Here is a 25,835-nt window from a genome sequence, read left to right on the forward strand (position 1 = left end):
TCAGGAGAGACACCTATGAAAAAGAGTTCCATGCTGCTGCTCGCTGCCGGTCTGACCACCGGCGGCGCCGCGTTTGCGCAATCGACCGTGACCATCTACGGCATCGTCGATACCAGCCTGCACTATCTCAGCAACGCCAACGCCAACGGCAGCAGCGTCATCCGCGTGGATAACGGCGCCATTGCCAACAGCCGTATCGGCTTCAAGGGCACCGAAGACCTCGGCGGCGGCCTGAAGGCCATGTTCCAGCTGGAAAACGGTTTCAGCAGCGACAACGGCGCCATGCTGCAAGGCGGTTCGCTGTTCGGTCGTCAATCGTGGGTTGGCCTGGCAGGCAGCTTCGGCAAGGTCCGCATGGGTCGTCAGAACACCCCGCTGTTCGACCTGCTGGCCGACCACTTCGATCCGCTGACCGTCGGCAACTACGGCAGCAACTCCTGGCTGCCGGCCGCCGGTACCCTGATCCGTACGCCCAACATGCTGCGCTATGACGGCGACTTCGGTCCGGTGTCGGCTGCGGCCAGCTGGGCCTTCGGCGAAAAGGCCGGCTCGACCCGCATGGGCAGCCAGTTCAGCAGCTCGCTGCGCTACACCGCAGGCGCCTTCGCCGTCGGCGGCGGCTTCCAGCAAACTGTGAGCGCGACCAACTCCAGCTACAAGGACACCGTCTGGAACCTGTCGGCTTCCTATGACTTCGGCCCGGCCAAGGTATTCGGCGGCTGGTTCAACATCAAGGATCAAACCGGCACCACCGGCGCCTACATGGCTGTCGACAGCGACACCACCGGCTGGACCACCGCCAGCACCGTCGCGGCCACCACCGGCAACGAACGCAAGGACAACGGTTTCTTCCTGGGCTCCAGCTACAAGGCTACCAGCGCCCTGACCCTGACCGGCGCGTTCTACTACGACAAGAGCAAGAACGTGTCGTACAGCGGCCTGGGCAATGTCGGCGACGGCAAGCGTTACGCCGTGGTCGGCTGGGCTGACTACGCGCTGTCCAAGCGCACCCAGGTGTATGCCACCATCGACTACAACAAGGCCAAGGACGCAGCTGTGTACGAGCTGACCAACTCGGCATCGGGCAAGAACAGCCTGACCACCGTCGGCATGGGCATCCGCCACATCTTCTGATCGGAACTGAACGTTGCCGCGTCCCCGGAGGCGGCAACGGCAAGCTCCCGCCGGAAAACAAAAAGCGCAGTTCCGAAAGGAACTGCGCTTTTTTATCGTCCTGCGTTTGTCTTGCGTTTGTCCTGCGTTCCGGCACGCCCGCCGAAGCGGGCCCTGCCGGATCACTGGACCAAGCCGATCAGCCCACCCACTTGCGGGCGTTACGGAACATGCGCATCCACGGCGAATCCTCGCCCCAGGCATCCGGGTGCCAGGATTGGGTCACCGTGCGGAACACGCGCTCGGCGTGCGGCATCAGCACCGTGAAGCGGCCGTCCGGCGTGGTCACCGAGGTGATGCCTTGCGGCGAGCCGTTCGGGTTGTACGGATAGCCTTCGGTGACGGCGCCCTTGTTGTCGACGTAGCGCATGGCCACGATGGCCTTGGTGATGTCGCCGGTCTGCGAGAAGTCGGCGAAGCCTTCGCCGTGGGCGGTGGCGATCGGCGCCTGGGTGCCGGCCATGCCCTGCATGAAGATCGACGGCGAGTCGGCCACTTCCACGTTCACGAAACGCGCCTCGAACTGCTCGGACTTGTTGCGGGTGAACTTGGGCCAGGCTTCCGCGCCCGGGATCATCGACTTCAGGTTGCTCATCATCTGGCAACCGTTGCAGATGCCCAGCGAGAAGGTGTCGTCGCGGCCGAAGAAGCGCGAGAACTGCTCGGCCAGCTGCGCGTTGAACAGGATGGTCTTGGCCCAGCCTTCGCCGGCGCCCAGCACGTCGCCGTAGGAGAAGCCGCCGACGGCGATGAAGCCCTTGAAGTCGTCCAGCTTGGCGCGGTTGGCGATCAGGTCGCTCATGTGCACGTCGACCGCGGTGAAGCCGGCCTTGTGCATGGCGAACGCGGTCTCGATGTGCGAGTTCACGCCCTGCTCGCGCAGGATCGCCACCTTGGGACGCGCGGCGGCGCCGATGTTCAGGAACGGAGCTGCGATGTCTTCCTGCGGGTCGAACGTCAGCTTGGGCGTGATGCCGGGGTCGGCCGCGTCCAGGATGCGGTCGTATTCGGCGTCGGCGCAGGCCGGGTTGTCGCGCAGGCGGGCGATGCGCCAGCTGGTCTCGCTCCAGGCGCGCTGCAGTTCGATGCGGGTCTGGCTGTAGATGTTCTTGGCGTCGCGCATGAACTCGACCACGTCGCGGTCATTCGGCTTGCCGATGATGTGGCTGCAGGCGCCCAGGTTGAAGCTGCGCAGCACGTTCATGACTTCCGACTTCTCCGCTGCGGCCACCTGGATCACAGCGCCCAGTTCTTCGTTGAACAGCGCGCGCAGGGTCTGCTCGTTGCGGCGCTCGGCGACCTGGGTGGTCCAGTTCTTGGAATCGCCCCAGTCGTCGCCGTGGCCGCCTTCCATGGTCAGGATGTCGAGGTTGACCGAGATGCCGGTGCGGCCGGCGAAGGCCATTTCGGTCAGCGCGGCGAACAGGCCGCCGTCGGAGCGGTCGTGGTACGCCAGCAGCTTGCCTTGTTCGTTGAGTTGCTGGATGGCGTTGAAGAAGCCCTTCAGGTCTTCCGCGCTGTCCACGTCCGGGGTCTCGTTGCCGATCTGCTGCATCACCTGCGTCAGCGCCGAGGCGCCCATGCGGTTCTTGCCGCGGCCCAGGTCGATGGCGATCAGGACGGTGTCGCCCTTGTCGCGGCGCAGCTGCGGCGTGAGCACGCGGCGGATGTCGGTCACCGGCGCGAACGAAGACACGATCAGCGACACCGGCGAGGTGACGGACTTGGCGCCTTCATCGTCGCTCCAGGTGCTGCGCATGGACAGCGAGTCCTTGCCCACGGGGATCGAGATGCCCAGCGCCGGGCACAGCTCCATGCCGACCGCCTTGACGGTGTCGAACAGCGCCGCGTCGTGGCCGGGCTGGCCGCAGGCGGCCATCCAGTTGGCCGACAGCTTGATGTCGCCGATCTCGGCGATCGGGGCGGCGGCGATGTTGGTGATCGCCTCGCCCACGGCCATGCGGCCCGAAGCGGCGGCGTCGATCACCGCCAGCGGGGTGCGCTCACCCATGGCCATGGCTTCGCCGCGATAGCCTTCCAGGCCCATCGCGGTCACCGCCACGTCGGCCACCGGCACCTGCCACGGGCCGACCATCTGGTCGCGTACGGTCATGGCGCCCACGCTACGGTCGCCGATGGTGATCAGGAAGGACTTGTCGGCCACGGCCGGCAGGCGCAGCACGCGGTGCGAGACTTCCACCAGGTCCATGCCGGTCAGGTCCACCGGCGGCAGCTGCTGCTCGACGTGCTTGACGTCGCGGTGCATCTTGGGCGGCTTGCCCAGCAGCACGTCCATCGGCATGTCGACCGGGCTGTTGTTGTGCTCGGGGTCGATCACCTTCAGCTGGCGCTCTTCGGTGGCGGTGCCGACCACGGCGAACGGCGAACGCTCGCGCTCGCACAGGTAGGTGAACAGCTCCAGGTGCTCGGGCGCGATGGCCAGCACGTAGCGCTCTTGCGATTCGTTGCTCCAGATTTCCTTGGGCGCCAAGCCGGACTCTTCCAGCGGTACACGGCGCAGGTCGAACAGCGCGCCGCGCTTGGCGTCGTTGGTGATTTCCGGGAAGGCGTTGGACAGGCCGCCGGCGCCGACGTCGTGGATCGACAGGATGGGGTTCTCGTCACCCAGCGCCCAGCAGGCGTTGATGACTTCCTGGGCGCGGCGCTCCATCTCCGGATTGCCGCGTTGCACGGAGTCGAAGTCCAGGTCGGCGGTGTTCACGCCGGTGGCCATCGACGAAGCGGCGCTGCCGCCCATGCCGATGCGCATGCCGCGACCGCCCAGCTGGATCAGCAGGCTGCCCACCGGCAGGTCGCTCTTCTTGGTGTGCTTGGCCGAGATGTTGCCCATGCCGCCGGCGATCATGATGGGCTTGTGATAGCCCATCACCTGGCCGCCCACGTTCTGCTCGTAGGTGCGGAAATAACCGCCCAGGTTGGGACGGCCGAATTCGTTGTTGAACGCGGCGCCGCCCAGCGGGCCGTCGATCATGATCTGCAGCGGCGAAGCGATGCGTTCGGGCTTGCCGTAGATGCCGCCCTGCGCATGGGCGTCGCGGGACGCCGCCGGCTGCGCCACGTCGCGCGCGTTTTCCCACGGCTGCACGGCATGCGTGACCATCAGGTTGGAGACGGTGAAGCCGGTCAGGCCGGCCTTGGGCTTGGAGCCGCGGCCGGTCGCGCCCTCGTCGCGGATTTCGCCGCCGGCGCCGGTGGAGGCGCCCGGGAACGGCGAGATCGCGGTCGGGTGGTTGTGGGTCTCCACCTTCATCAGGATGTGGGTCAGCTCTTCCGATGCCTCGTAGACGTTGCCGCGGCCGGCGCCGCGCTGGTAGAAGCGCGGCACGGTGGCGCCTTCGATGATCGAGGAGTTGTCGCTGTAGGCGACCACGGTGCCCTTGGGGTTCAGCTGGTGGGTGTTCTTGATCATGCCGAACAGCGACTTGTCCTGCGCCACGCCGTCGATGGTCCAGTCGGCGTTGAAGATCTTGTGGCGGCAGTGTTCGCTGTTGGCCTGGGCGAACATCATCAGTTCGACGTCGGTCGGATTGCGCTGCACCTTGGTGAAGGCGTCCACCAGGTAATCGATTTCGTCGTCGGAGAGCGCCAGGCCCAGCTCGGTATTGGCGCGCTCCAGCGCGGCGCGGCCGCCGCCGATCACATCCACCGACTCCAGCGGCTTGGCCTGCAGTTCGGTGAACAGGCCGGCGGCCTCGTCCGGATGGCGCAGCACGGTCTCGGTCATGCGGTCATGCAGCAGCGCCGCCACGGCCGGGATGCTGGCCTCGGCCAGCTTCTTGGCGCCGCCCAACAGGCCGCTCTTGACCTGCACGTGGTAGATCACGCCGCGTTCGACGCGGTGGATATGGCCCATGCCGCAGTTGTGCACGATGTCGGTGGCCTTGCTGGCCCAGGGCGAAATAGTGCCGAAACGCGGGATCACCACGAAGGCGTCGCCCTCGTCGCTGCCGTTGAACGGGTCGCCGTAGGTGAGCAGGCCGTTCAGGCGCGCCTCGTCTTCCCGGGTCAGCGCCTGGGCGGCGTCGACGAAGTGCAGGTGGCGGCCGGACACGCCGGTGATGGCGGGGTCGACAGCTTGCAGTTGGGTCAGGAGACGTTGGGTACGGAAAGCGGAAAGGGCATTGGAGCCCGGCAGGATCAGCATGGCGAGGTCGAGGCAGTTAGCTTGAATCGGGAAGACTGTCGCAGCATCGCGGCAGGGACCGGTTCACCGACGCCGGGCGCATCCATCGTGCCGCATTGCAACAGGACCGGGCCTGCCGCGGGCAAGGGACGCTGCGCCGGACTGATGAATCGTGCGCGCGTTTGCTGACAAAGCCGGAATTATACAGTGGACGGGGGTGTTCGGCCCACAGAAAGCGAGCGCATCGCCCTCCTTTTGCCGACCCCGGCCTGCGGCCCGCCCGGCGCGCTTTTTGCTGCACCATGAAAAAGCCCGGCCGCAGGGGCCGGGCTGCGCCGCCACCGAGGGCTTCAGCGCAGGATCATGCTGTTTTTCACACCCTTGACGCCCTCCACCTGCCGCGTGATCGCGACCGCCTTGTCGATGGCGGCCCTGGAACTGACGAAGCCGCTCAACTGAACCTCGCCCTTGAAGGTTTCGACCGAGATCTGGCCGGATTTCAGGTCGGGCTCCTTGAACAGCTCGGTCTTGACCTTGGTGGTGATCACCGTGTCATCGAGGTATTCGCCGGTGCTGGCCTGTTTGGAGGTGGATGCGCAGCCGGCCGCGGCAAATGCGAAGGCGGCCGCTACCGGCAAGGCGAAACGACGGAAAGATACGGACATGTGTATTGACTCCTTTGAAACATCGAAAACGTGAAACGCGTCAAACCGCGTTGAAGATCGCTGGAAAACGCCCGTGGCAGGCTGCCGGAGCCACCTTCGGATGCTCGCTGTCATCGGCGGTTCCGGTCCGCGCGTTGTTGCTGTGCAAACTTGCAGCGATTCTTGAAGAAATTCCAAGAACGGTTTCCGTCCAAGGAAAAATATTTTGCATCCCGGCAATATCGAAGCGGCAAGGAAATTTCGATGTATCATTCCGGCCGCATCGGAGAACCGGCCCGCCGGATGGAGACATTGCCATCCTGACCACGACAGAGGCCAACCGGTGACGACGACCAAAGCGGCCTTATCCGCATCAAGACGAACAGAGTGAACAGCACACATCGACAGATCGCCGTCATCGGCGGGGGACTTTCAGGGATTTGCACCGCCTACTTCCTGGCTGCCAAGGGGTATGAAGTGGCCGTCATCGAACGGCGCGCGCACGTCGCCGAAGAAGCCACCTTCGGCAACTCCGGCCTGCTCGCGCCCGGCGCGGCCATGCCGCTGACGCTGCCGGGCGCCTTCGCCACCTTCGCCTGCCGCTTCAAGGAAGAACCGCGCGTGCTGCTGGCCTCGGGCGCCGATTTCGTGCGCAACCGCTGGATGCGCCACACGCGCCAGGCCCAGCAGCAGCGCTTCGCCGCCAACAAGCTGCGCCTGACGCGCCTGTCGGCCTATGGCCAGGAGCTCACGCTGCAACTGCAGGCCCATCACGGCATGGAGCACGAGAACAGCAACGGCGTGTTCCACCTGTTCCGCCTGCCGGCCGAAGCGGCCCGCATGCCGCAGATGCAGGAAGCCGCGCAGCAATCCGAACTCAGGTTCAAGGCCCTGGACACCGCCGCGATCCGCCAGCTGGAGCCGGCGTTCTCGTCGGAGGCGGCGCTGGCCGGCGCCCTGCACTATCCCGACGACATCGCCGGCAACGCCGTGCTGTTCGCCAAGCAGATGCGCAACGCCGCCCAGGCGCTGGGAGTGGCGTTCCATTTCGGCGCCAACGTCAAGGCCATCCAGCCTGAGTTCGGCGGCCGCGTGGCGCTGGAGATCGAGTCGCCGCACCTGGCCGGCCGCATGATGGTGGACGGCGTGGTGCTGGCCGCCGGCATGCAGACCGCCGAGCTGCTGCGTGCGCACGATACCCCGGTGCCGCTGCGCGCGCTGCAGAGCTGGTCGGCCCTGGTGCCGATCAAGAATCCGGACGACGCGCCCAACATGGCCCTGTTCGACGACAGCTACAAGGTCGCCATGACGCGCCTGGGCAACCGCCTGCGCATCACCGGCCTGCTGGGCTTCGTGCCGCCCTCGCAGACCATCCCGCCCAAGGCGCTGCGCAACCTGCTCAAGATCGCCGGCGACTACTATCCGAACGCGGCCAATTACAATCAGGCGCATTTCTGGGCCAACACCATCCCCGTGCTGCCCAGCGGCCTGCCGCTGTTCGGCCCGACGCGCCACGGCAACGTCTTCGTCAACGTCGGCCACGGCGTGACCGGCTGGGCCGCGGCCGTCGCCTCGGCGCGCGTGCTGGCCGACATGGTCGCGGGCGAGGAGCCGGAGCTGGATCCCGACGGTTTCACGCCGCGCGACCTGGCCGCAGGCTGAGCGCCCTCCCCGCGTCTGCCTCACGAAAAATCGGCACGGATTCATCCGTGCCGATTTTTTTCATCTGCGGCTGCTCAGCGCATCGCACGCAATTGACTTAGAATGATTTCGAGTCGTCGCAACACCTCCGCCGCACCCCATCCACTGCAGCAATAACTCATCAGCGATCACAGCCATGAGCGCGCTCTATTCCGTTGCCGAAATCCGTGAAGTCGAGCAGAAAGCCCTGTCCGGATTGCAGCCCTATACCCTGATGCAGCGCGCCGGCTCGGCCGTGGCCGAATACGCCCAGGAGCTGCTGTGCTCGGCCACAGAATCCTCGCCCTCGGTGCTGATCCTGGCCGGCCCCGGCAACAACGGCGGCGATGCGCTGGAGGCGGCCTGCCTGCTGGAAGAAGCCGGCATCGAAGTGGCCGTGCAGCTGCACGCCGACGAAAGCAAGCAACCCGAAGACGCGCGCCGGGCCCTGGCCCGCGCGCGCGAAGCCGAGATCCAGTTCATCGACGACCTGACGCCGGCCGGCCTGCGCGGACAATCGTGGGCGCTGGTGATCGACGGCCTGTTCGGCATCGGCCTGTCGCGCGCGCCGACCAGCAAGCTGCGCGCCATCATCGACTACGTCAACGGCCTGCGCTGCCCGGTGCTCTCCATCGACGTGCCCAGCGGGCTGAACGCCGACAGCGGCAGCATCGTCGGCGCGGCCGACGGCGCCGCGGTCAACGCCAGCCACACCATCACCTTCATCGGCGACAAGCCCGGCCTGCATACCTGCGACGGCAAGGACCACAGCGGGCATATCACCTTGCGCCCGCTGGACATCGACCACGGCTGCTACAAGCCGACCCGCGCCTTCCTCAACGGCCCGCAATACTTCGCCGCCTCGCTCAAGCCGCGCGCCAACAACTCGCACAAGGGCAGCTACGGCGACGTCATCGTCGTCGGCGGCGCGCGCGGCATGGCCGGCGCACCGGTGCTGGCGGCCCGCACCGCGGCCTTCGGCGGCGCCGGGCGGGTCTACCTGGCTTTTGTCGACGACGGCCCGGCCTACGACGGCGAGCATCCTGAACTGATGTTCCGGGTGGCCGACCGCGTCGAGTTCGGGCCCGGCGCGGCGCTGGTGGTCGGCCCCGGCATGGGCACCTCGCGCCATGCCTACGACATCCTCTCGCGCGCGCTCGACAGCGAGGCCGACATCGTGGTCGACGCCGACGCCCTGAACCTGATCTCGGCCGAGCCGACGCTGCAGCACAAGCTGCACGACCGCAACCGCGCCGGCGGCGAGGTGGTCAGCATCATCACGCCGCACCCGCTGGAAGCGGCCCGGCTGCTCGACACCACCACCCAGCAGGTGCAGAACGACCGGCCGCAGGCGGCGCGCCTCCTGGCCAGGCACTTCAACGCCATCACCGTCCTGAAGGGCGCCGGCACCGTGATCGCCTTCCCCGACGGCGAGATGGCGATCAACCCGACCGGCAACCCGGCGCTCTCCACGGCCGGCACCGGCGACGTGCTCTCCGGCCTGTGCGGCGCGCTGCTGGCGCAGGGTTGGCCCACGCGCGCCGCCGCGCTGGCCGCCACCTGGATCCACGGCGCCGCCGCCGACCGCCTGGTGGCCGAAGGCCTGGGCCCGGTCGGCCTGACTGCGAGCGAATTCATCCCGGCCATCAGAGCCGTGTTCAACAACATCATCCGAGACCATGTCCACCACCGTCCTTCCCACGTCGCACACCATCGCACCCACGCCTAAACTCTGGCTGGGCATCATCTTTCTGGTGACGGGGCTGTGGACGCTGTCGCTGCTGGACTCGGCGGGCAAGCTGCTGGCCATTTCCGGCTACCACGTGGTGATGATCGCGTGGATGCGCTACACCATCAACGTGCTGTTCATGGCCGCCACACTGGTGCCGCTGTACCAGCGCCGCACCGGGCGCAGCATCTTCCGCTCCAACCGCCTCAAGCTGCAGCTGGGACGCGGCGCGCTGCTGCTGGGGTCGACGCTGATCTTCTTCTCGGTATTGAGGATCGTACCGCTGGCCGAGGGCACGGCGATGAACTTCTGCGCGCCGCTGATCGTGCTGGCGGTGTCGCCCTGGCTGCTGGGCGAACGCAGCTATGTTTCGCGCTGGATTGCGGTGCTGGTGGGGTTCAGCGGGATGCTGATCGTGATCCGGCCGGGCGGCGACATTCCTCCGCACGGCGTGGCGCTGGGACTGCTGTCGGCGTTCACGATGGCGATGATGTCCATCCTCAACCGCAAGGCCAACCAGGCGGACGACCCGATGGTGACGCTGTTCTACGGCGCACTGGTGGGCAGCGCGCTGTCGACGCTGGCGGTGCCCTTCTTCTGGAGCGTGCACAGCCCGGACCTGGTGGAATGGGCGATCCTGATCTCCACCGGCATCACCGGCACCATCGGCCATTTCCTGCAGAACAGCGCCTACCGGCACGCCGAAGCCTCGGTGCTGACGCCGTTCTTCTACGCCCAGATCATCTCGGCCTCCGGCATGGGCTGGCTGGTGTTCGGCCAGTTCCCGGACGGCCTGACCGTGCTCGGCATCGCCATCATCTGCGCCAGTGGGGTAGGCATCGCCCTGATCGAGCGCCGGCGCCACCACCGCCTGCCGGCCGCGGACCCGATGGAGTCCGTCTAGCGCCGGCCCGGATCGCGCTCAGGCCAGCCGGCCCGCGGCGATCGTGATGGTGCGCGCGCAGCGCGCGGCGATCGAACTGTCGTGGGTCACCAGCACCAGCGTCGAGCCGCGTTCCTGGTTCAGTTCGAACATCAGCCTGATCACCGATTCGCCGGTGGCCGCATCCAGGCTGCCGGTGGGCTCGTCGGCAAACAGCAGCGGCGGCTCGGTGACGAAGGCGCGCGCCAGCGCCACGCGCTGCTGCTCGCCGCCGGAGAGATATTTGGGATAGTGCTTCAGGCGGCTGCCCAGGCCGACGCGCGCCAGCATCTGCTCCGCCTTGGTCCGCGCCTGCGCGTCGCCGCGCAGCTCCAGCGGCAGCATCACGTTTTCCAGCGCGTTGAGGTGGCCCAGCAACTGGAACGACTGGAACACGAAACCCAGCTTGCGCTTGCGCAGCGCCGCGCGGCCGTCTTCGTCGAGCCGGTAGATGTCTTCGCCATCGAGCTTCACGGAACCTTCGCTGGGCGTATCCAGTCCAGCCAGCAGGCCCAGCAGCGTCGACTTGCCGGAACCGGAGGCGCCGACGATGGCCACCGTGGTGCCGGCGGCCACGGTAAAATCGATGCCGGAAAGGATCGCGAGCTGGCCGGATTCGGCCGACGCATCGGCCACGCGTTTGGACAACTGAAGGACTTCAATGGCAGGTACAGCGGAAGCAGCGGGAACAGCAGAAATGGAGATGGCAGCGCTCATGCAGGGCATTCTGGCAATAGGATCCGGGACGGTTGCAGCGCACCGGCGCATGGGCACTGGCTTGAGGCGCCTGATGCGGCTGCTGGCGGGCATCGCCCTGATGCTGGCGGCGATGAGCGCCTATTCTGCCCCAAAAACCCTGCTCGTGCTCGGCGACAGCCTCTCGGCCGAATACGGACTGGAGCGCGGCGCGGGCTGGAGCAAGCTGATGGAACAGCGGCTGCAGAAGAACAAGGTCGACGCCGTCGTGGTCAACGCCAGCATCAGCGGCGACACCACCATCGGCGGTCGCAACCGCCTGCCGGCGCTGCTGGAGAAGAACAAGCCCGACATCGTGCTGATCGAACTGGGCAGCAACGACGCGCTGCGCGGCCTGCAGCTCAAGGCCACCCAGGACAACCTGCAGGCCATGATCGACCTGGCGCGCCAGAACAAGGCCAAGGTGCTACTGGTGGGCATGCAGATCCCGCCCAACTACGGCCCCGATTACACGCGCCGCTTCTCCGACATGTTCCAGTCGCTGGCCAAACAGAACAAGACGCCGCTGGTGCCCTTCTTCATGGACGGCATCGCCGCCGACCTGGATTTGTTCCAGTCCGACCGCATCCACCCCAACGAGCGGGCCCAGCCGATGCTGCTGGACAATGTCTGGCCGCACCTGAAACCGTTGGTGGGCCTGAAGTAGCGGCGCCGGACCAGACCCGCACACGGAAAAAGCCCCTGCCCGCGATAGCGGAACAGGGGCTTTTTTCTGCCTGCGCGCGTCGCGCGAACTCAGTGGCGCGCGTACAGCTCCAGGAAGCGGCGCAGCAGCCCGGTCGACTGCGGCGTTTCGCTGACCTTGTCGCACAGGGCCTTGGCGTCGATGCCGCAACCGCGGTAGACGTCGGCGTAGTAGTTCAGGTGGGCGCGCACGAACGCGGGAGAAAACTCCGGGTGGAACTGCGTCGAGTAGACGTTGTGCTTGTGCTTGATCATGTGGTGCGGATCCATCGGCGAGCGCGCCATCACGACCGCGTCCTTGTGCGGGCGCAGCACCGACTGCATGTGCAGCATGTGGGCCGGGAACTGCTCCGGCAGCACGCCGAACAATTCATCCTTGCGGCAGCAGTCGAAGGTTTCCACGTGCATGGTGCCGGCCGCCCTGCCTGCCGGGTTGTAGCCGACCTCGCCGCCGAAGGCGTAGGTCAGCAGCTGGTGGCCGTAGCAGATGCCGAACATCGGCGTGTCCATGTCGGCGGCGTCGCGGATCCATTCGGCGGTGCGCTCGCTCCAGTCTTCCTTGTCGGTGACCATGGCCGGCGAACCGGTGATGAAGACCGCGCGATAGGTCGACGGGCAGCCAGGCTGCTCGCCTTCGTACACGGTCACGGTCTGGATTTCGCTGCTGCACAGTCCGGCGGCGCATCCGATCTGCTGCGCGTAGCCGCCATAACTGCTCTTGAGGGTTTGGTTGGGATCGCCGGTTTGGATGATCAGGACTGGGGCAGGCATAAAGACTTGGTCGGTATTCAAGGGCAGAACATTGCATCGGCGCATTTCCCTGGTGGAAATGCGCGTGCGACGCCTTTCGAATTCGACTGGAGGCAGCGACAACTCTTACGGCAGCCGGACAATTCAGAAACGACGCAAACGTCCATCCGGATGACAAGGAAGCACTGCCAGAGACGCAAACCGATGCATGTTCCCATCGGCTGGAAAGCTGACAAAACACCAACAAAAAGGCGGAAGACTGAAGTCTGATTTCCCCTGCCCGGCTCCCTCGCGCATCCCGCGGAATGTCGCGCCGGTCTCCATGATGAAACAAAAAGGGCCGCTGGAAAAGCGGCCCTTATAAATTTTTTAGCGAATTGTCGCGCCCATGCCTACAGATCACCGGCATGGGGCGCCGCCGTGCACCGAATCACGAACTCGGTGCGGCGGCTTGCGCCTCATGCATCACTTTGCGGCATCGTCAGCGCTCACCGTGGCGGCGCCCTTGAGCAGCTTGGTCTTGGCCTTCTCGCGCAGGAAGCCGAGGTAAGCCAGCGCCTCCTGTTGCGACAGCGCGTTGGCGATCTGGTCCTGCTCGGTCTTGCGGCGCGCGGCGTCCACGGCCTTGGGCTGCTCCACCTTGGTCACGCGGTAGATCTGGTAGCCCAGGCCCAGGGTCTCGGCGCCCACATACGACGGCAGCTTGGCGGTATCGGCCTTCATCACGGCATTGAAGGCTTCCTCGGTCCAGCCATCGGCCTTCACGCGCGAGACCACCTTGGCGTCGCTGAAGCCGGCGCCGTCGTCCTTGGCCTGCAGTTCAGCCAGGCGCGCCTGGCCGGCCTTGACCGCCAGCGCCTGCTCTTCCTGCAGCAGCACGGCCTTCTGCACGTCGGCCTTCACTTCGTCGAACGGACGCTTGGCCACCGGCTTGTACTCGGTGATGCGGCCGGCCACCAGGGTATTGGGAGCGACCTGCACGGCTTCGGTGTTGTGCTTGGACTTGATCACGTCGTCGGTGAACAGCGCCGTCAGGAACTTGGCGTTGTTGAACGGCGCGGCGCCGGCAGCCGGGTTCGGGTTGCGCATCACGCCGGAGGCGGTCTGGATCTTCAGCTTCAGCTTGTCGGACACGGCCTTCAGGCTGTCGCCGTTTTCGTAGACCAGGTTGCCGAACTGGTCGGCCATCTCGGAGTACTTCTTGGCGGCGATCTGCTTCTTGATCTCGCCGGCGATCTCATCCTTGACCGAATCCAGCGACTTCACGGCGGCCGGCTTGATGCCGGTCACTTCAATCACGTGGTAGCCGAAGTCGGATTCCACCGGAGCGCTGATCTCGCCCTGCTTCAGGCTGAACGCCGCGTCTTCGAACGGCTTGACCATGGCGCCATGGCCGAAGTAGCCGAGGTCGCCGCCGTTTTCAGCCGAGCCCGGATCCTGCGAATTGGCCTTGGCCAGCTTGGCGAAGTCGCCCGGGTTCTTGCGCAGCTGCGCCGCCAGGCCTTCGGCCTTGGCCTTGGCCGCAGCCTTGTCGGCCGCCGGCGCATCCTTCTTGACGGTGATCAGGATGTGGCTGGCGCGACGCTGCTCGTCGGTCGAATACTGCTTCCTGTTCTGCTCGTAGTAGGACTTGATGTCGTCGTCGGTGACGGCCGACTGGGCCGCCACGGCGGCGGCGTCCAGCACCACGTACTCGATGCTGGCCTGCTCGGGCGTCTCGAAGCGGCGGCCGTTCTTGTCATAGAAAGCCTGCAGCATCTCGTCGGTCACCTTGACTTGCGAGGCGTAGGTGTCCGGCTTGAAGTTGAGCATCTGCACCGTGCGTTCCTGGTCGTTCAGGTTCGACAGGTTCTCGGACACGGTCTTGGGCGCGAAGGCGGTGGTCTGGATCGCGGCATTCAACTGCTGCAGCGCCATCTCGCGGCGCAGGCCGGCTTCATAGCTCTTCGGGGTCAGGCCTTGCGCGGCCAGCAGCACGCGGTACTGCTCGTTGTCGAAGCTGCCGTCGGGCTTGGTCAGGCCGGGGATCTGCAGGATGCTTTGCTGCAGCGCCTGGTCGGGCACCACCAGCTTGCTGGCCGCCACTTCGGCGCCGAGGGCGCGCTGGGCGATCAGGTTGTCCAGGATGGCGCGGCGCGTTTCAGGGGTGTCGAACAGCTTGGCGTCGAATTGCTGGCCATAGACCTGGCGCATGCGGTCGAGCTGCTGGCGATGCGCGGCATCCCATTCTTCCTTGGTGATGGTCTGGCCGGCCACCTTGGCCACGCCGCTGTCATCAGTCAGGCGGCTATAGCCTTCCAGGCCGAAGAACGCGAATGACGGGAAAATGAACAGCAACAGCAGGAACTGCATCAGGCGCTGGTGGGTACGAATGAATTCAAACATGAATAGCCAATCAATAAACGATCCGGTCAATGAAAGTGCGCGCCTGCGGTCTTGCCGAACTTCGCCGGGACAGGTAATAAAAAAGGCGAACTCACGTTCGCCTCGATCCGGCGGAGCGGAAAACCACTCTGGCGCACACTCAGTCGTGCACGCGCGACATTATACACATGCCAATGCCCTGCGGCACCTTGCGCAGGGATGCCGATACGGCCGAACGGCCGCTCATCGGTCCATCTGCGCCAGCGCCACGCTGCGCAACTGGAAACGGCCGTCATTGTTGAACAGCCAACTTTCCGACAGCTCGATGCGCCCATTCTTCAGCAGGGCCTCGGGCGGCTTGGGGAAAGGCGCGGTGTTCTTCAGGCTGCCCATGGCGCTGGCTTCGGCGTGCTTGTCCTTGTTGGTGCGCAGGATTTCGCTTTTGACCAGGTTGCCGTCGCGGTCGACGATGTACTTGATCACGATCACCGAACGCAGCAGCGCCTGCGGACGCTCCACATAGACGCTGGTGAAATTGACCTGCGAGATGCGCTTGGCGAGGTCGGTCTTGTAACCGTCTTCGGTGGTGGCGGTGGAGGTGCCGTCGGAGGTGGTCTTCTTCTGCTCGATGATGGACTTGGCCAGCTCGTCGCGCTGCTCCTGGGTGCTCTCCGGCGCGGAACATGCCGCCAGCAGCGCGGCCACGCCCAGCCCGCCCGCGGCCAGCCTGGCGCCCATGCGCCGGGGTCTCCTCGATTGCTTCATTGTTGTTCTCCTTGCGCGCGCGCAAGCTTGCCGCGCGGGAAATCCATCTTCATCGGTTCGGCGGCTTCCCGCCACCTTCCTGTTCGACCGTTTTCGACGCCGGCGATTCCCTGCCGGCGGCCGCATCGATGCTCAAAAAAGCATCATCCATAACTTCAAGCTATAGATCGGATATTACCCCGCTATCACAGGGGCAACTGTCATCCAGCAGTCATATTTGCTACGTAACATCCGCTTGCCTTGAGACCGGCGACACCCCGCAAATGCGCTTCGGCACTGCATTCGGGCAACAAGAACAACGCCGGCCGCCCCACTGTGAGACCACTTCGACATGACGCAGACTTCCTCCCCGGCAGCAGCCCCGCACCATCACGACGGCGATGAGAGCTTTCTCTCGGTGCGCGGCATCGAAAAACGCTTCGGCGCCTTCACCGCGCTGGACCGCGTCTCGCTGGACGTCAGGCGCGGCGAGATGGTCTGCCTGCTGGGTCCGTCCGGCTGCGGCAAGACCACGCTGCTGCGCACCATCGCCGGCCTGGAGCGCCAGGATGCGGGCAGCCTGCACGCAGGCGGCCGCGACATCTCGCAGCTGCCGCCGCAATCGCGCGACTACGGCATCCTGTTCCAGTCGTATGCGCTGTTTCCCAATCTTACCGTCGAAGACAACGTCGGCTATGGCCTGCCCCGCAAGCTGTCGCGCCAGCACAAGCGCGAACGCGTGAGCGCGATGCTGGGCATGGTGGGCCTGTCGGGCAGCGAACGCAAGTATCCCGGCCAACTCTCCGGCGGCCAGCAGCAGCGCGTGGCCCTGGCGCGCGCGCTGGCGCCCTCGCCTTCGCTGCTGCTGCTGGACGAGCCGCTGTCGGCGCTGGACGCCCAGGTGCGCGAGCACCTGCAGCTGGAGATCCGCCGCCTGCAGAAGGAATTCCGCATCACCACGCTGATGGTCACGCACGACCAGGAAGAAGCAATGGTGATGGCCGACCGCATCGCCGTGATGAACCGCGGCCGCATCGAGCAGTTCGGCACGCCCGACGACATCTACCGCCGCCCGGCCTCGCCCTTCGTGGCGGACTTCATCGGCCAGTCCAACTGGCTGCCCTTCACCCGCATCTCCGGTTCGCAGGTGGCGGTCGGCTCGCTGCAGCTGGAGATCCGGCCGGAGGAGGAGGAGCTGGCCAACGGCCGCCTGTTCTGCCGCCCCGAGGCGATCGACCTGTTCCCGCACGACGCCGCCGCCAACCGCTTCCGCGCCCGCGTGGTGGACCGCATCTATCTCGGCAACCGCTACCGGCTGGCGCTGTCGTGCGAGGCGCTGCCGGGCCAGACGCTGCTGGCCGACGTCATGGGCGACGCCCACGAACGGCTGGCCGGCATGCACGGCGGCGACGGCATCTGGATCGCGCTGCCGCGCCAGGCACTGCAGGTCTTCGTCTGATGCCGGAACGAAACGCCATGAATTCTTCCGTCTCCACCACCGCCATCCCCGGCCTCGGCACCGACGTTCCGCTTGTCGACGCCAGGCAGGCCGCGCCGCGCATGTTCGACGGCAGCCAGTTGCTGACCTCGGGCCTGAAGTGGCTGTTGCTGGCCCTGCTGCTGGTCGGCATGGGTTGCCCGCTGCTGTTCATCCTGGACCAGGCGGTGCTCACGCCCGACGGCGCCTGGGCCGGCAGCGCGCCCTTCGTGCGCCTGTTCTCCAACATCAATTTCCTGCCCATGCTGGGCCGCAGCCTCTGGGTGTCCTTCGTCACCGCCGCGGTGACCGTGCCGCTGGCCTACGCCTTCGCCTACGCGTTGCAGCGCACCTGCGTCCCGCTCAAGGGCATGTGGCGCGGCATCGGCCTGCTGCCGCTGCTGGCGCCGTCGCTGCTGCCGGGGATCGCGCTGATCTACCTGTTCGGCAACCAGGGGCTGTTCAAGGAGCTGATGAACGGCGGCATCTATGGTTTCTGGGGCATCCTGCTGGGCGAGGTGTTCTACACCTTCCCGCATGCGCTGATGATCCTGCTCTCGGCGCTGTCGCAGGCCGACGGCCGCCTCTACGACGCCGCTTCCGCCATGGGCGCCTCGCGCTGGCGCACCTTCGCCAGCGTCACGCTGCCGGCCACGCGCTACGGCATCTTCGGCGCCTTCTGCCTGGTCTTCACGCTGACCATCACCGACTTCGGCGTGCCCAAGATCGCCGGCGGCGCCTACAGCGTGCTGGCGGTGGAAGCCTACAAGGCGGTGGTCGGCCAGCAGCAGTTCGGCCGCGGCGCGCTGATCGGCCTGCTGCTGCTGGTGCCGGCGGTGCTCACCTTCGCGGTGGACGCCTGGCTGCAGCGCCGCCAGCGGGCCCAGATGAGCAGCCGCTCGGAAGCCTACGTGCCGCGCCCGGACTGGAAACGCGACGGCTTCAACCTGCTGGCCGTGGCGCTGATCTCGGCCTCGATCCTGATCATGATCGCCGTCGCCATGGGCGCCTCGCTGGTCAAGCTGTGGCCCTACAACCTGGCGCTGACGCTGCAGCACTACGACTTCGACAACATGGACGGCGGCGGCTGGCTGGCCTACTGGAACAGCCTGAAGCTGGCCTGCGGCACCAGCGTGGCCGGCACCATCGTGATCTTCACCGGCGCCTGGCTGATGGAAAAGACGCGCGGTCCGGCGCGCCTGGGTGCGGTATTGAGCCCGCTGCTGCGCTTCCTGTGCTTCCTGCCCATGGCGGTGCCGGGGCTGGTGCTGGGCCTGGGCAGCCTGCTGTTCTTCAACCACCCGGCCAATCCGTTCAATTTCCTCTACGGGACCATGGCGCTGCTGGTGGTGTGTTCGGTGGTGCACTTCTACACCACGGCCCACCTGACCGCCGTGACCGCGCTGAAGCAGCTCGATCCCGAATTCGAGGCCGCCTCGCTGTCGCTGAAGGTGCCGGTGCTCAAGACCTTCCTGCGCGTCACCGTGCCGCTGTGCCTGCCGTCGCTGCTGGAGATCTTCCGCTACCTGTTCGTGTCGTCGATGACGACCGTCTCGGCGGTGATCTTCCTGTACCGCCCCGATACCGTGCTGGCCTCGGTCGCCGTGCTGAACATGGACGACGCCGGCGACGTCGGCCCGGCCGCGGCGATGTCCACGCTGATCCTGCTGACCTCGGCCGCGGCCTCGCTGCTGATGCACTTCGCCGGCAGCGGCCTGGTGACGCGCACCCAGGCATGGCGCCGCGGGCGCGGCCACTGAACCCGATACGTTTCCCCACACTGCGTTCCACGGACGCTTTTTCAACCCAGCCCATCAAAGGCCATCATGAAAAAAACCAAGCTGTTCAAACTGCTCGCATCGGTCATCGGCGCCGGCATGCTGTTCTCGGCACAGGCCGCCCACGCCGCCACCACGCTGACGGTCTACACCGCGCTTGAAGCGGACCAGATCAAGGCCTACCAGGCCGCCTTCCAGAAGGCCAATCCCGACATCGAGATCAAGTGGGTGCGCGACTCCACCGGCATCGTCACCGCCAAACTGATGGCCGAGAAGGCCAACCCGCAAGCCGACGTGATCTGGGGCCTGGCCGCCACCAGCCTGGCGCTGCTGGACAAGGAAGGCATGCTGAGCCCATACGCGCCCAAGGGCCTGTCGGCGATCGAAGCCAAGTACCGCAGCGCCGCCAACCCGCCGGCGTGGGTGGGCATGGACGTGTGGGCCTCGGCCATCTGCTTCAACACCGTGGAAGCGCAAAAGCTGGGCCTGCCCAAGCCGACCTCCTGGGCCGACCTGACCAAGCCGGTCTACGCCGGCAAGATCGTGATGCCGCACCCGGCCTCCTCCGGCACCGGCTACCTGGACGTCTCGGCCTGGCTGCAGATGATGGGCGAAGACAAGGGCTGGGCCTACATGGACGCCCTGCACAAGAACATCGGCCAGTACACTCACTCCGGCTCCAAGCCCTGCAAGCAGGCCGCCACCGGCGAGTTCCCGATCGGCATCGCATTTGAATACCGCGCCGTGAAGACCAAGAAGGAAGGCGCGCCGATCGACGTGATCCTGCCGTCCGAAGGCCTGGGCTGGGACATCGAAGCCACCGCCATCGTCAAGGGCACCAAGAACCTGGAAGCCGCCAAGAAACTGGCTGACTTCTCGGCCAGCAAGGAAGCCATGGCCCTGTACGAAAAGAACTTCGCCGTGGTCGCCATCCCCGGCATCGCCAAGCCGGACGAGCTGCTGCCGTCGGACTACGAAAAGCGCCTGGTCAAGAACGACTTCACCTGGGCCAGCACCAACCGCGACCGCATCCTGACCGAATGGAGCAAGCGCTACGAAAGCAAGGCCGAGAAGAAGCAGTAATCGACGCCCTGTAGCCGCAACACCCATGCCGTCGCCGTGAACCGCGGCGGCGGCATGCCGGGAGGACCTGCAACAACCATGACGGACGACAACAGAGCGTCCGCGCACAACAGGCAACACGACATCTCGCAAACCGAATCCGATGGAGCATCCATGAGCAACACCGATCCCAACCACTTCGACGTCGCCGTCGTCGGTTCCGGCATCCTCGGCCTGGCGCATGCCTATGCCGCAGTCAAGCGCGGCCTGCGCGTGGCCGTGTTCGAACGCACCAACACCCCGCTGGGCGCCTCGATCCGCAACTTCGGCATGGGCCTGGTCACCGGCCAGCCGCCCGGCATCATGCTGGACCTGGCGCGCGAAAGCCGCGAACTGTGGCTCTACCTCGCCGCGCGCGCCAACTTCAGCGCCCGCGAAGCCGGCACCCTGCTGTTCGCCCGCACCGCGGCCGAACACGACGTGCTGCAGGAATTCATGATCGTGCGCGCCCGCCAGCACGAATACCGCGTATCGCTGCTGCAGGGCGAGAAGCTCGAAGCGCTCTACAACGGCCGCTTCCGTCACCACCGCTCGGTCCTGCACGGCACCGAGGACCTGCAGCTGTATTCGCGCGAAGCGATGCCGGCGCTGGTGGCCTACCTGCATTCGCAGGGCGTGCATTTCCGCTTCAACACCCTGGTGCATGGCGCAGCCGACGGCCGCCTGTCGACCACCGCCGGCGAATTCCGCGCCGAGCGCGTGATCGTCTGCTCCGGCCACGACTACCTGACGCTGTTCGCCGAGCGGCTGCAGGCCATGAACCTGAAGCAGTGCCGCCTGCAGATGCTGCGCCTGAAGACCGAAGACGCGCTGCCGCTGACCCACGCGGTGCTGACCGGCCTGTCCTGCACCCACTACGGCGCCTTCTCCGACCTGCCCACCGCGCGCGCGGTGCATGCCGAGATCGAGGAAACCGCGCCGCTGCTCAACAAGCACGGCATCCACCTGCTGGTCAGCCCGACGCCGTACCAGGAGCTGATCGTGGGCGACTCGCACCACTACGGCACCGACTCGCCGCCGTTCAACAGCGAGGAAGTCGACAACCTGATGCTGGGCCTGGTGGAGCACACGCTGGCCACGCGCGTGAAGGTGGTCGAGCGCTGGCAAGGCGTCTACGGCAGCAAGGGCCCCGGCCCGTTCTCGGCGCTGGCCATCGACGACAAGACCACGGCCGTGCTGATGCACACCGGCATCGGCATGAGCGTGGGCCTGGGCCTGGGCGAACGCGTGATGAAGGCGCTGCTGGAGGGCGATGCCCTGCCTTCCGGCAATCCGGCCGCGGCGCCGCTTCCGACCACGGCGCTGGCCTGATCCGGCGGGCCAATGAAAAAACGGCGCCTGCGGGCGCCGTTTTTCATGACCGGAGCATGCCGGACATCAATAGAACAACTTCATCAGCACCGTCGCGAACACCACCATCGCAGCCCCGCCGATGCGGGTCGAGATCTGCGCGAACGGCATCAGTCCCATGCGGTTGGACGATGACAGGATGGCCACGTCCCCGGTGCCGCCCAGGCCGCTGTGGCAGGCCGTGACGATGGCCGACTCCACCGGATACATCTTCAGCCAGGCGCCGACGAAGAACCCCGCCGCCACCATGGCCAGCACGATCACCGCGCAGATCACGAAGTAGGCCGGCGAGAACGCCGCGATCAGCTTGTCCCACGAGACGAACAGCGTGCCCAGGCCGACCAGGATGGCAAAGGTCAGGTTGGTCGACATGAATTTGTACATCTGGTAGGCGCCCACTTCCATGCTCTCGGGAATGGCGCGAGCCACCTTCAGCAGCGCCGCCGCCACGATCATCAGCACCGGCCCCGGGATGCCGGTCAGCGGCGCCATCAGCTCGCCCAGGATGAACAGCGTGCAGCCCAGCAGCAGGCCCGCGCCCATGAGCCGCAGGTCGAGCGGCGCGTCGTCCTTCTTCTCGCGCAGCAGCGCCTGGTCTTCGCCGGTGCGCACCAGCACGCCGTCGCCGCTGTACTGGCGATACTTCTCGCCGAAGCGCTTCAACAGGCCCGCCGACAGGATCGCCACCACGTTGCCGATCAGCGCCGCCGGCACCAGCGACGCGATCAGTTCGCCCTGCGGCGTGCCCAGGATCTGCGAATAGCCGATCGACAACGGCAGCACGCCCTCGCCGATGCCGCCGCCGAGAATCGGCACGACGATGAAGAAGAAAGTGTGCTTGGGGTCGTAGCCGAAGGCCAGGCCCACCAGCATGCCGGCGGCGACCGCGGCGGCGGTGCCGGCCAGCAGCGGCACGAACATCTTCAGGAAACCCTGGATCAGGATCTTGCGGTTCATGCCCAGGATGCTGCCGGCCACCAGGCAGGCGATGTAGAGGTATTGCAGGTTGGCCGTCTTCATCGTGGTGGTGATGGTCTTGAGCGCCGCCGGGTCCATCAGCTTGTAGCCGATCAGCGCCGAAGGCACGAACAGGCACAGGATGGCGGGGCCGCCGATGTGGCGCAGCAGCGGGATGCGGCGACCGACCTCGGACAGCAGCAGCCCGGCCAGCATCAGCACGGCGAAGCCGCCGATCATGTCATTGGGAAGGCGACCGCTGGCTATTGCCAGCACAGTCACCAGCATGACGGCGACGAACATCGGCAAGGGCATGCCGCCGATGCGGAACTGCATGATTGCAAAACGACGGCCGAGCGCCGGCGCGTCCTGCTGGACGGTGGTGGTTTCCATCTTTGTCTCCTGTTGGTATTGGAATTGCCCGGCCCGCCGTCGCGGGCCGGCATGCTGCGAAATGCGTTCAGGCCGCGGCCTGCTGGCGCGGCAGGTCGATCTGCATCCACGGGTTCTGCGCCCGGTGTGTTGCCTCGAAGGCGTCGATCGCGCCGGCATCGGCCAGGGTCATGCCTATCATGTCCAGTCCCTCGGTGAACATGCGCTTCTGGCGCGGCGCAAGCTCGAAGGGATAGGCGCTGCCGTCGGCCGCCAGCACGCGCTGGTTCTGCAGGTCGATGCGCAGCTCCGCGCCGCCGGGGCGGCTGACCGTCTCGGCCAGCGCGGCCACCGACTGCGCCTCCAGCGTCACCAGCAGCAGCCGGTTGTTCTGGGCGTTGAAGTAGAAGATCTCGCCGAAGCTGGGCGCGATCACTGCCTCGATGCCGGCCTGCATCAGGCCCCACACGGCGTGCTCGCGGCTGGAGCCGCAGCCGAAGTTGGCGCCGGCCACCAGGATGCGCGCATCGCGGTATTCGGGCCGGTTCAGCACGAACCCGGGGCGCGGCTGCCCGTCGCCGTCCATGCGCAGGTCGTACAGCACGCCGCGCGCCAGGCCGCTCTTGTCGATGCCCAGCAGGAATTGCTTGGGCATGATCTGGTCGGTGTCGAGATTGTCGATGGTGAGCGGCGCGGCGATGCCGGCCACGGTGTCACGCTTGCTCATGGCGGTACTCCTTGCGTACGTCGACGATGCGGCCGGCCAGCGCGGCGGCGGCAGCCATCGCCGGACTCATCAGGTGGGTCCGGGCGCCGCGTCCCTGGCGCCCCTCGAAATTGCGGTTGGTGGTCGAGGCGCAACGCTGCCCCGGCTTCAAGACGTCGTCGTTCATGGCCAGGCACATCGAGCAGCCCGGCTGGCGCCACTCGAAGCCGGCCGCGATCAGCGCCGCGGCCAGTCCTTCGCGCTCGGCCTGCTCGCGCACGCGGCCCGAGCCCGGCACCACCATGGCGCGTACGCCGGCGGCCACCTTGCGTCCGCGCACCACGGCCGCGACTTCGCGCAGGTCTTCGATGCGGGCATTGGTGCAGGAGCCGATGAAGACATGGTCGACCGCCAGCCCGTCGATGGCCGCGCCGGCGTCCAGGCCCATGTAGTTCAGGGCCTTGGCGACGTTGGCCTGCTCCACCGGCGCCCCCGGCAGCGCCGGGATGCGGCCGCCGACCGGGATCGCCTGGTCGGGGCTGGTGCCCCAGGTGACGTAGGGCGCGACATCTGTGGCGTCGAAACGGTGTTCGATGTCGAAGACCGCGTCCGCGTCCGACTTCAGCGCGCGCCATTGCTCGCTGGCGGCGGCGATCGCCGCGCCCGGCATGTCGCGGATGCGTTCTGCCACATAGCGCACGCTGGTCTCGTCGGGTGCGATCAGCGCGCCGCGCGCGCCGGCTTCCACGGTCATGTTGCACAAGGTCATGCGGGCCTCGGCCGACAGCGCCTCGATGGCGCTGCCGCCATATTCCACCGCATAGCCGCGCGCGCCCTGGGCGCCGATGCGGGCGATGATGTAGAGCACCAGGTCCTTGGCGCTGACGCCGGCGGCCAGCTTGCCGTCGACGCGGATGCGCATGTCTTTGGCCACACGATAGATCAGGGTCTGGGTGGCCAGCACGTGCTCCACCTCGGAGGTGCCGATGCCGAAGCCCAGCGCACCCAGCGCGCCGTAGGTGGTGGTGTGGCTGTCGCCGCACAGCACCACCATGCCGGGCCGGATCAGGCCGATCTCGGGCGCCACCACGTGTTCGATGCCCTGCTCGCGGTCCTGCACGTCGAACAGGTGGATGCCGTGCTTGCGGCAATTGCGGGTGAAGTTGGCGGCCTGCTGGGCGGCGGCGTCGATCATGATGGTGCGCGCGTCGCGCGCCACCGGATGGGTCGGGATCACGTGATCGACAATGCCCATCTGCTTTTCGGGGCAGCGCACCGGCAGCTTCTTTTCGGCCAGCCCGGCGAAGGCCTGCGGGCTGGTGTATTCGTTCATGATGTGCAGGTCGGCGTAGAGCGCGACGTGCTGTTCATCGACGCGCAACACCGTATGGCTGTCCACGATCTTGCGGTAAAGCGTCTTTCCCTCGATTGGTCCCACGATCTCCTCCAGATGCGCCCTGCGATGGAATTCATCGCTTTTGCTGGCGAAATCAGTGTAACTTCATAGCTATCGCGGCATAATTCATACTTCTTTAAGCTATTCTTAAATTTAATTTAACAATAGACCCGCATGGACCCGATCAGCGATCTTGAATTCTTCACGCGCCTGGTGCGCTACGGCAGCCTGTCGGCGCTGGCGCGCGACCTCGGCGTGACGCCGCCGGCGGTCAGCTCACGGCTGGCCCTGCTGGAAAAGCGCCTGGGCGTGCGCCTGCTCAACCGCACCACGCGGCGACTGACCATGACGCAGGAGGGCGAGCTCTATCTGGGCACCGGATCGCGGCTGCTGGAAGAGGTGCAGGAGCTGGAGCGCATGGTGTCGAGCAGCCGCGAGGTGCCGCGCGGCCTGCTGAAGGTGAATGCCACCTTCGGTTTCGGGCGGCGCCATATCGTGCCGGCGCTGTCGGCGTTTCGCCGGCAGTATCCCGAGGTCGAGGTGCAGCTGGATTTGACCGACCGGCCGATGAACCTGGCCGAGTCGGCCTTCGACGTCGGCATCCGCTTCGGCGAACTGCCGGACTCGCGCCTGGTGGCGCGTCGCCTGGCGGCCAACCAGCGCTTCGTGTGCGGCGCCCCGTCCTACCTGGAGCGCCACGGCGAACCGCAGTCGCCCGACGACCTGCGCAGCCATCGCTGCATCGTGCTGCGCGAGAACGACACCGCCTACGGCACCTGGCATCTCAGCCGCGGCAAGCGACACGAGACGGTGAAGGTGCACGGCGCGATGAGCAGCAACGACGGCGAAGCCACGCTGCAGTGGGCGCTGGATGGTCACGGCCTGCTGCTGCGCTCGCAGTGGGACGTGCAGCAGTACATCGACGCCGGCCGCCTGCGCCGCGTGCTGCCCGAGTGGGACCTGCCGCCGGCCGACATCTACGCGGTCTATCCCGAGCGCCTGAACCTGTCGGCCAAGGTGCGCGTGTTCGTCGATTTCCTCGAGAAATCCGTCAGCTTCGCCTGAGGCGAAAACGCGAGCGCGATGC

Annotated in this window: 20 protein-coding genes; 11 read left to right on the top strand and 9 right to left on the bottom strand. The window is 66.4% G+C overall.

Going from position 1 to position 25,835, the window contains the following annotated elements; all coding sequences use genetic code 11:
- Positions 1–15 precede the first annotated feature (15 nt).
- The gene (locus tag CEJ42_RS01225) at positions 16–1,134 is read left to right on the top strand and encodes a porin (RefSeq protein ID WP_088749814.1); all 1,119 of its coding nucleotides are present in this window, start codon (positions 16–18) and stop codon (positions 1,132–1,134) included.
- Positions 1,135–1,312: 178 nt separating this feature from the next.
- Here CEJ42_RS01225 and purL read toward each other — a convergent pair whose 3' ends face one another.
- Positions 1,313–5,338, bottom strand: coding sequence for a phosphoribosylformylglycinamidine synthase (purL, locus tag CEJ42_RS01230; RefSeq protein ID WP_088749815.1), 4,026 nt, complete (start codon positions 5,336–5,338; stop codon positions 1,313–1,315).
- A 329-nt stretch (positions 5,339–5,667) separates the two neighbouring features.
- The gene (locus CEJ42_RS01235; protein ID WP_088749816.1) at positions 5,668–5,982 is read right to left on the bottom strand and encodes a BON domain-containing protein; all 315 of its coding nucleotides are present in this window, start codon (positions 5,980–5,982) and stop codon (positions 5,668–5,670) included.
- A gap of 5 nt (positions 5,983–5,987) precedes the next feature.
- Here CEJ42_RS01235 and CEJ42_RS24370 point away from each other — a divergent pair, with 5 nt between their 5' ends.
- From CEJ42_RS24370 to CEJ42_RS01250, 4 genes are all read left to right on the top strand, one after another.
- Positions 5,988–6,308: a hypothetical protein gene (locus CEJ42_RS24370; protein WP_129587657.1), complete on the top strand. Its 321-nt coding sequence runs from the start codon at positions 5,988–5,990 to the stop codon at positions 6,306–6,308.
- Between the two features lie 40 nt (positions 6,309–6,348).
- Complete coding sequence (locus tag CEJ42_RS01240; protein WP_088749817.1) at positions 6,349–7,623, top strand: FAD-dependent oxidoreductase; 1,275 nt, start codon at positions 6,349–6,351, stop codon at positions 7,621–7,623.
- Positions 7,624–7,798: 175 nt separating this feature from the next.
- A complete protein-coding gene (locus CEJ42_RS01245) occupies positions 7,799–9,370 on the top strand; it encodes an NAD(P)H-hydrate dehydratase (RefSeq protein ID WP_079215054.1) in 1,572 nt (523 codons plus the stop codon).
- On the top strand, positions 9,321–10,274 hold the full coding sequence (locus CEJ42_RS01250) for a DMT family transporter (RefSeq protein ID WP_088749818.1): 954 nt from the start codon (positions 9,321–9,323) through the stop codon (positions 10,272–10,274). Before CEJ42_RS01245 ends, CEJ42_RS01250 begins: the two co-directional genes overlap by 50 nt.
- Before the next feature lie 18 nt (positions 10,275–10,292).
- Here the strand turns inward: CEJ42_RS01250 and CEJ42_RS01255 are convergent, their stop codons facing one another.
- The gene (locus CEJ42_RS01255) at positions 10,293–11,009 is read right to left on the bottom strand and encodes an ABC transporter ATP-binding protein (RefSeq protein ID WP_420809767.1); all 717 of its coding nucleotides are present in this window, start codon (positions 11,007–11,009) and stop codon (positions 10,293–10,295) included.
- A gap of 49 nt (positions 11,010–11,058) precedes the next feature.
- Between CEJ42_RS01255 and CEJ42_RS01260 the strand changes: the two genes are divergently transcribed.
- Positions 11,059–11,694: an arylesterase gene (locus CEJ42_RS01260; RefSeq protein WP_276329104.1), complete on the top strand. Its 636-nt coding sequence runs from the start codon at positions 11,059–11,061 to the stop codon at positions 11,692–11,694.
- An 89-nt stretch (positions 11,695–11,783) separates the two neighbouring features.
- On the opposite strand, the gene CEJ42_RS01265 is transcribed toward CEJ42_RS01260, so the two are convergent.
- From CEJ42_RS01265 to CEJ42_RS01275, 3 genes are all read right to left on the bottom strand, one after another.
- Positions 11,784–12,503 carry a glutamine amidotransferase gene (locus CEJ42_RS01265; protein ID WP_079215058.1) on the bottom strand — a complete coding sequence of 240 codons (720 nt, stop codon included), beginning with the start codon at positions 12,501–12,503 and terminating at the stop codon, positions 11,784–11,786.
- 444 nt (positions 12,504–12,947) lie between these two features.
- Positions 12,948–14,867, bottom strand: a complete 1,920-nt coding sequence (locus CEJ42_RS01270) for a SurA N-terminal domain-containing protein (RefSeq protein WP_088749819.1) — start codon at positions 14,865–14,867, stop codon at positions 12,948–12,950.
- A gap of 222 nt (positions 14,868–15,089) precedes the next feature.
- Entirely contained in the window at positions 15,090–15,584 is a 495-nt protein-coding gene (locus tag CEJ42_RS01275; protein WP_079215060.1) for a TonB C-terminal domain-containing protein, read from the bottom strand.
- 358 nt (positions 15,585–15,942) lie between these two features.
- Here CEJ42_RS01275 and CEJ42_RS01280 point away from each other — a divergent pair, with 358 nt between their 5' ends.
- The 4 genes from CEJ42_RS01280 (at position 15,943) to CEJ42_RS01295 (ending at position 21,278) form a co-directional block, all read left to right on the top strand.
- Positions 15,943–17,049 carry a putative 2-aminoethylphosphonate ABC transporter ATP-binding protein gene (locus CEJ42_RS01280; RefSeq protein WP_079215061.1) on the top strand — a complete coding sequence of 369 codons (1,107 nt, stop codon included), beginning with the start codon at positions 15,943–15,945 and terminating at the stop codon, positions 17,047–17,049.
- A gap of 17 nt (positions 17,050–17,066) precedes the next feature.
- On the top strand, positions 17,067–18,827 hold the full coding sequence (locus CEJ42_RS01285) for a putative 2-aminoethylphosphonate ABC transporter permease subunit (protein WP_088749820.1): 1,761 nt from the start codon (positions 17,067–17,069) through the stop codon (positions 18,825–18,827).
- Positions 18,828–18,893: 66 nt separating this feature from the next.
- The gene (locus tag CEJ42_RS01290; protein ID WP_079215063.1) at positions 18,894–19,928 is read left to right on the top strand and encodes a putative 2-aminoethylphosphonate ABC transporter substrate-binding protein; all 1,035 of its coding nucleotides are present in this window, start codon (positions 18,894–18,896) and stop codon (positions 19,926–19,928) included.
- 153 nt (positions 19,929–20,081) lie between these two features.
- Positions 20,082–21,278, top strand: a complete 1,197-nt coding sequence (locus CEJ42_RS01295) for a TIGR03364 family FAD-dependent oxidoreductase (protein WP_088749821.1) — start codon at positions 20,082–20,084, stop codon at positions 21,276–21,278.
- Between the two features lie 66 nt (positions 21,279–21,344).
- On the opposite strand, the gene CEJ42_RS01300 is transcribed toward CEJ42_RS01295, so the two are convergent.
- From CEJ42_RS01300 to leuC, 3 genes are all read right to left on the bottom strand, one after another.
- Positions 21,345–22,667 carry a 2-hydroxycarboxylate transporter family protein gene (locus CEJ42_RS01300; RefSeq protein WP_088749822.1) on the bottom strand — a complete coding sequence of 441 codons (1,323 nt, stop codon included), beginning with the start codon at positions 22,665–22,667 and terminating at the stop codon, positions 21,345–21,347.
- Between the two features lie 67 nt (positions 22,668–22,734).
- Positions 22,735–23,373, bottom strand: a complete 639-nt coding sequence (gene leuD, locus CEJ42_RS01305; RefSeq protein WP_088749823.1) for a 3-isopropylmalate dehydratase small subunit — start codon at positions 23,371–23,373, stop codon at positions 22,735–22,737.
- The gene (leuC, locus tag CEJ42_RS01310) at positions 23,360–24,781 is read right to left on the bottom strand and encodes a 3-isopropylmalate dehydratase large subunit (RefSeq protein ID WP_088750193.1); all 1,422 of its coding nucleotides are present in this window, start codon (positions 24,779–24,781) and stop codon (positions 23,360–23,362) included. The genes leuD and leuC overlap by 14 nt, the downstream gene beginning before the upstream one ends.
- A gap of 141 nt (positions 24,782–24,922) precedes the next feature.
- Here leuC and CEJ42_RS01315 point away from each other — a divergent pair, with 141 nt between their 5' ends.
- The gene (locus CEJ42_RS01315; protein WP_088749824.1) at positions 24,923–25,813 is read left to right on the top strand and encodes a LysR family transcriptional regulator; all 891 of its coding nucleotides are present in this window, start codon (positions 24,923–24,925) and stop codon (positions 25,811–25,813) included.
- The last annotated feature ends 22 nt before the right edge of the window (positions 25,814–25,835 follow it).

Source organism: Herbaspirillum robiniae (genome assembly GCF_002213415.1).
Classification (GTDB): domain Bacteria; phylum Pseudomonadota; class Gammaproteobacteria; order Burkholderiales; family Burkholderiaceae_D; genus Herbaspirillum; species Herbaspirillum robiniae.

Excerpts from the sequence above, each read along its gene's own strand:
- CEJ42_RS01225 (WP_088749814.1), top strand. The coding sequence starts at position 16 with ATGAAAAAGAGTTCCATGCTGCTGCTCGCTGCCGGTCTGACCACCGGC.
- purL (WP_088749815.1), bottom strand. The coding sequence starts at position 5,338 with ATGCTGATCCTGCCGGGCTCCAATGCCCTTTCCGCTTTCCGTACCCAA.
- CEJ42_RS01235 (WP_088749816.1), bottom strand. The coding sequence starts at position 5,982 with ATGTCCGTATCTTTCCGTCGTTTCGCCTTGCCGGTAGCGGCCGCCTTC.
- CEJ42_RS01245 (WP_079215054.1), top strand. The coding sequence starts at position 7,799 with ATGAGCGCGCTCTATTCCGTTGCCGAAATCCGTGAAGTCGAGCAGAAA.
- CEJ42_RS01250 (WP_088749818.1), top strand. The coding sequence starts at position 9,321 with ATGTCCACCACCGTCCTTCCCACGTCGCACACCATCGCACCCACGCCT.
- CEJ42_RS01255 (WP_420809767.1), bottom strand. The coding sequence starts at position 11,009 with ATGAGCGCTGCCATCTCCATTTCTGCTGTTCCCGCTGCTTCCGCTGTA.
- CEJ42_RS01260 (WP_276329104.1), top strand. The coding sequence starts at position 11,059 with ATGGGCACTGGCTTGAGGCGCCTGATGCGGCTGCTGGCGGGCATCGCC.
- CEJ42_RS01265 (WP_079215058.1), bottom strand. The coding sequence starts at position 12,503 with ATGCCTGCCCCAGTCCTGATCATCCAAACCGGCGATCCCAACCAAACC.
- CEJ42_RS01270 (WP_088749819.1), bottom strand. The coding sequence starts at position 14,867 with ATGTTTGAATTCATTCGTACCCACCAGCGCCTGATGCAGTTCCTGCTG.
- CEJ42_RS01275 (WP_079215060.1), bottom strand. The coding sequence starts at position 15,584 with ATGGGCGCCAGGCTGGCCGCGGGCGGGCTGGGCGTGGCCGCGCTGCTG.
- CEJ42_RS01280 (WP_079215061.1), top strand. The coding sequence starts at position 15,943 with ATGACGCAGACTTCCTCCCCGGCAGCAGCCCCGCACCATCACGACGGC.
- CEJ42_RS01285 (WP_088749820.1), top strand. The coding sequence starts at position 17,067 with ATGAATTCTTCCGTCTCCACCACCGCCATCCCCGGCCTCGGCACCGAC.
- CEJ42_RS01290 (WP_079215063.1), top strand. The coding sequence starts at position 18,894 with ATGAAAAAAACCAAGCTGTTCAAACTGCTCGCATCGGTCATCGGCGCC.
- CEJ42_RS01295 (WP_088749821.1), top strand. The coding sequence starts at position 20,082 with ATGAGCAACACCGATCCCAACCACTTCGACGTCGCCGTCGTCGGTTCC.
- CEJ42_RS01300 (WP_088749822.1), bottom strand. The coding sequence starts at position 22,667 with ATGGAAACCACCACCGTCCAGCAGGACGCGCCGGCGCTCGGCCGTCGT.
- leuD (WP_088749823.1), bottom strand. The coding sequence starts at position 23,373 with ATGAGCAAGCGTGACACCGTGGCCGGCATCGCCGCGCCGCTCACCATC.
- CEJ42_RS01315 (WP_088749824.1), top strand. The coding sequence starts at position 24,923 with ATGGACCCGATCAGCGATCTTGAATTCTTCACGCGCCTGGTGCGCTAC.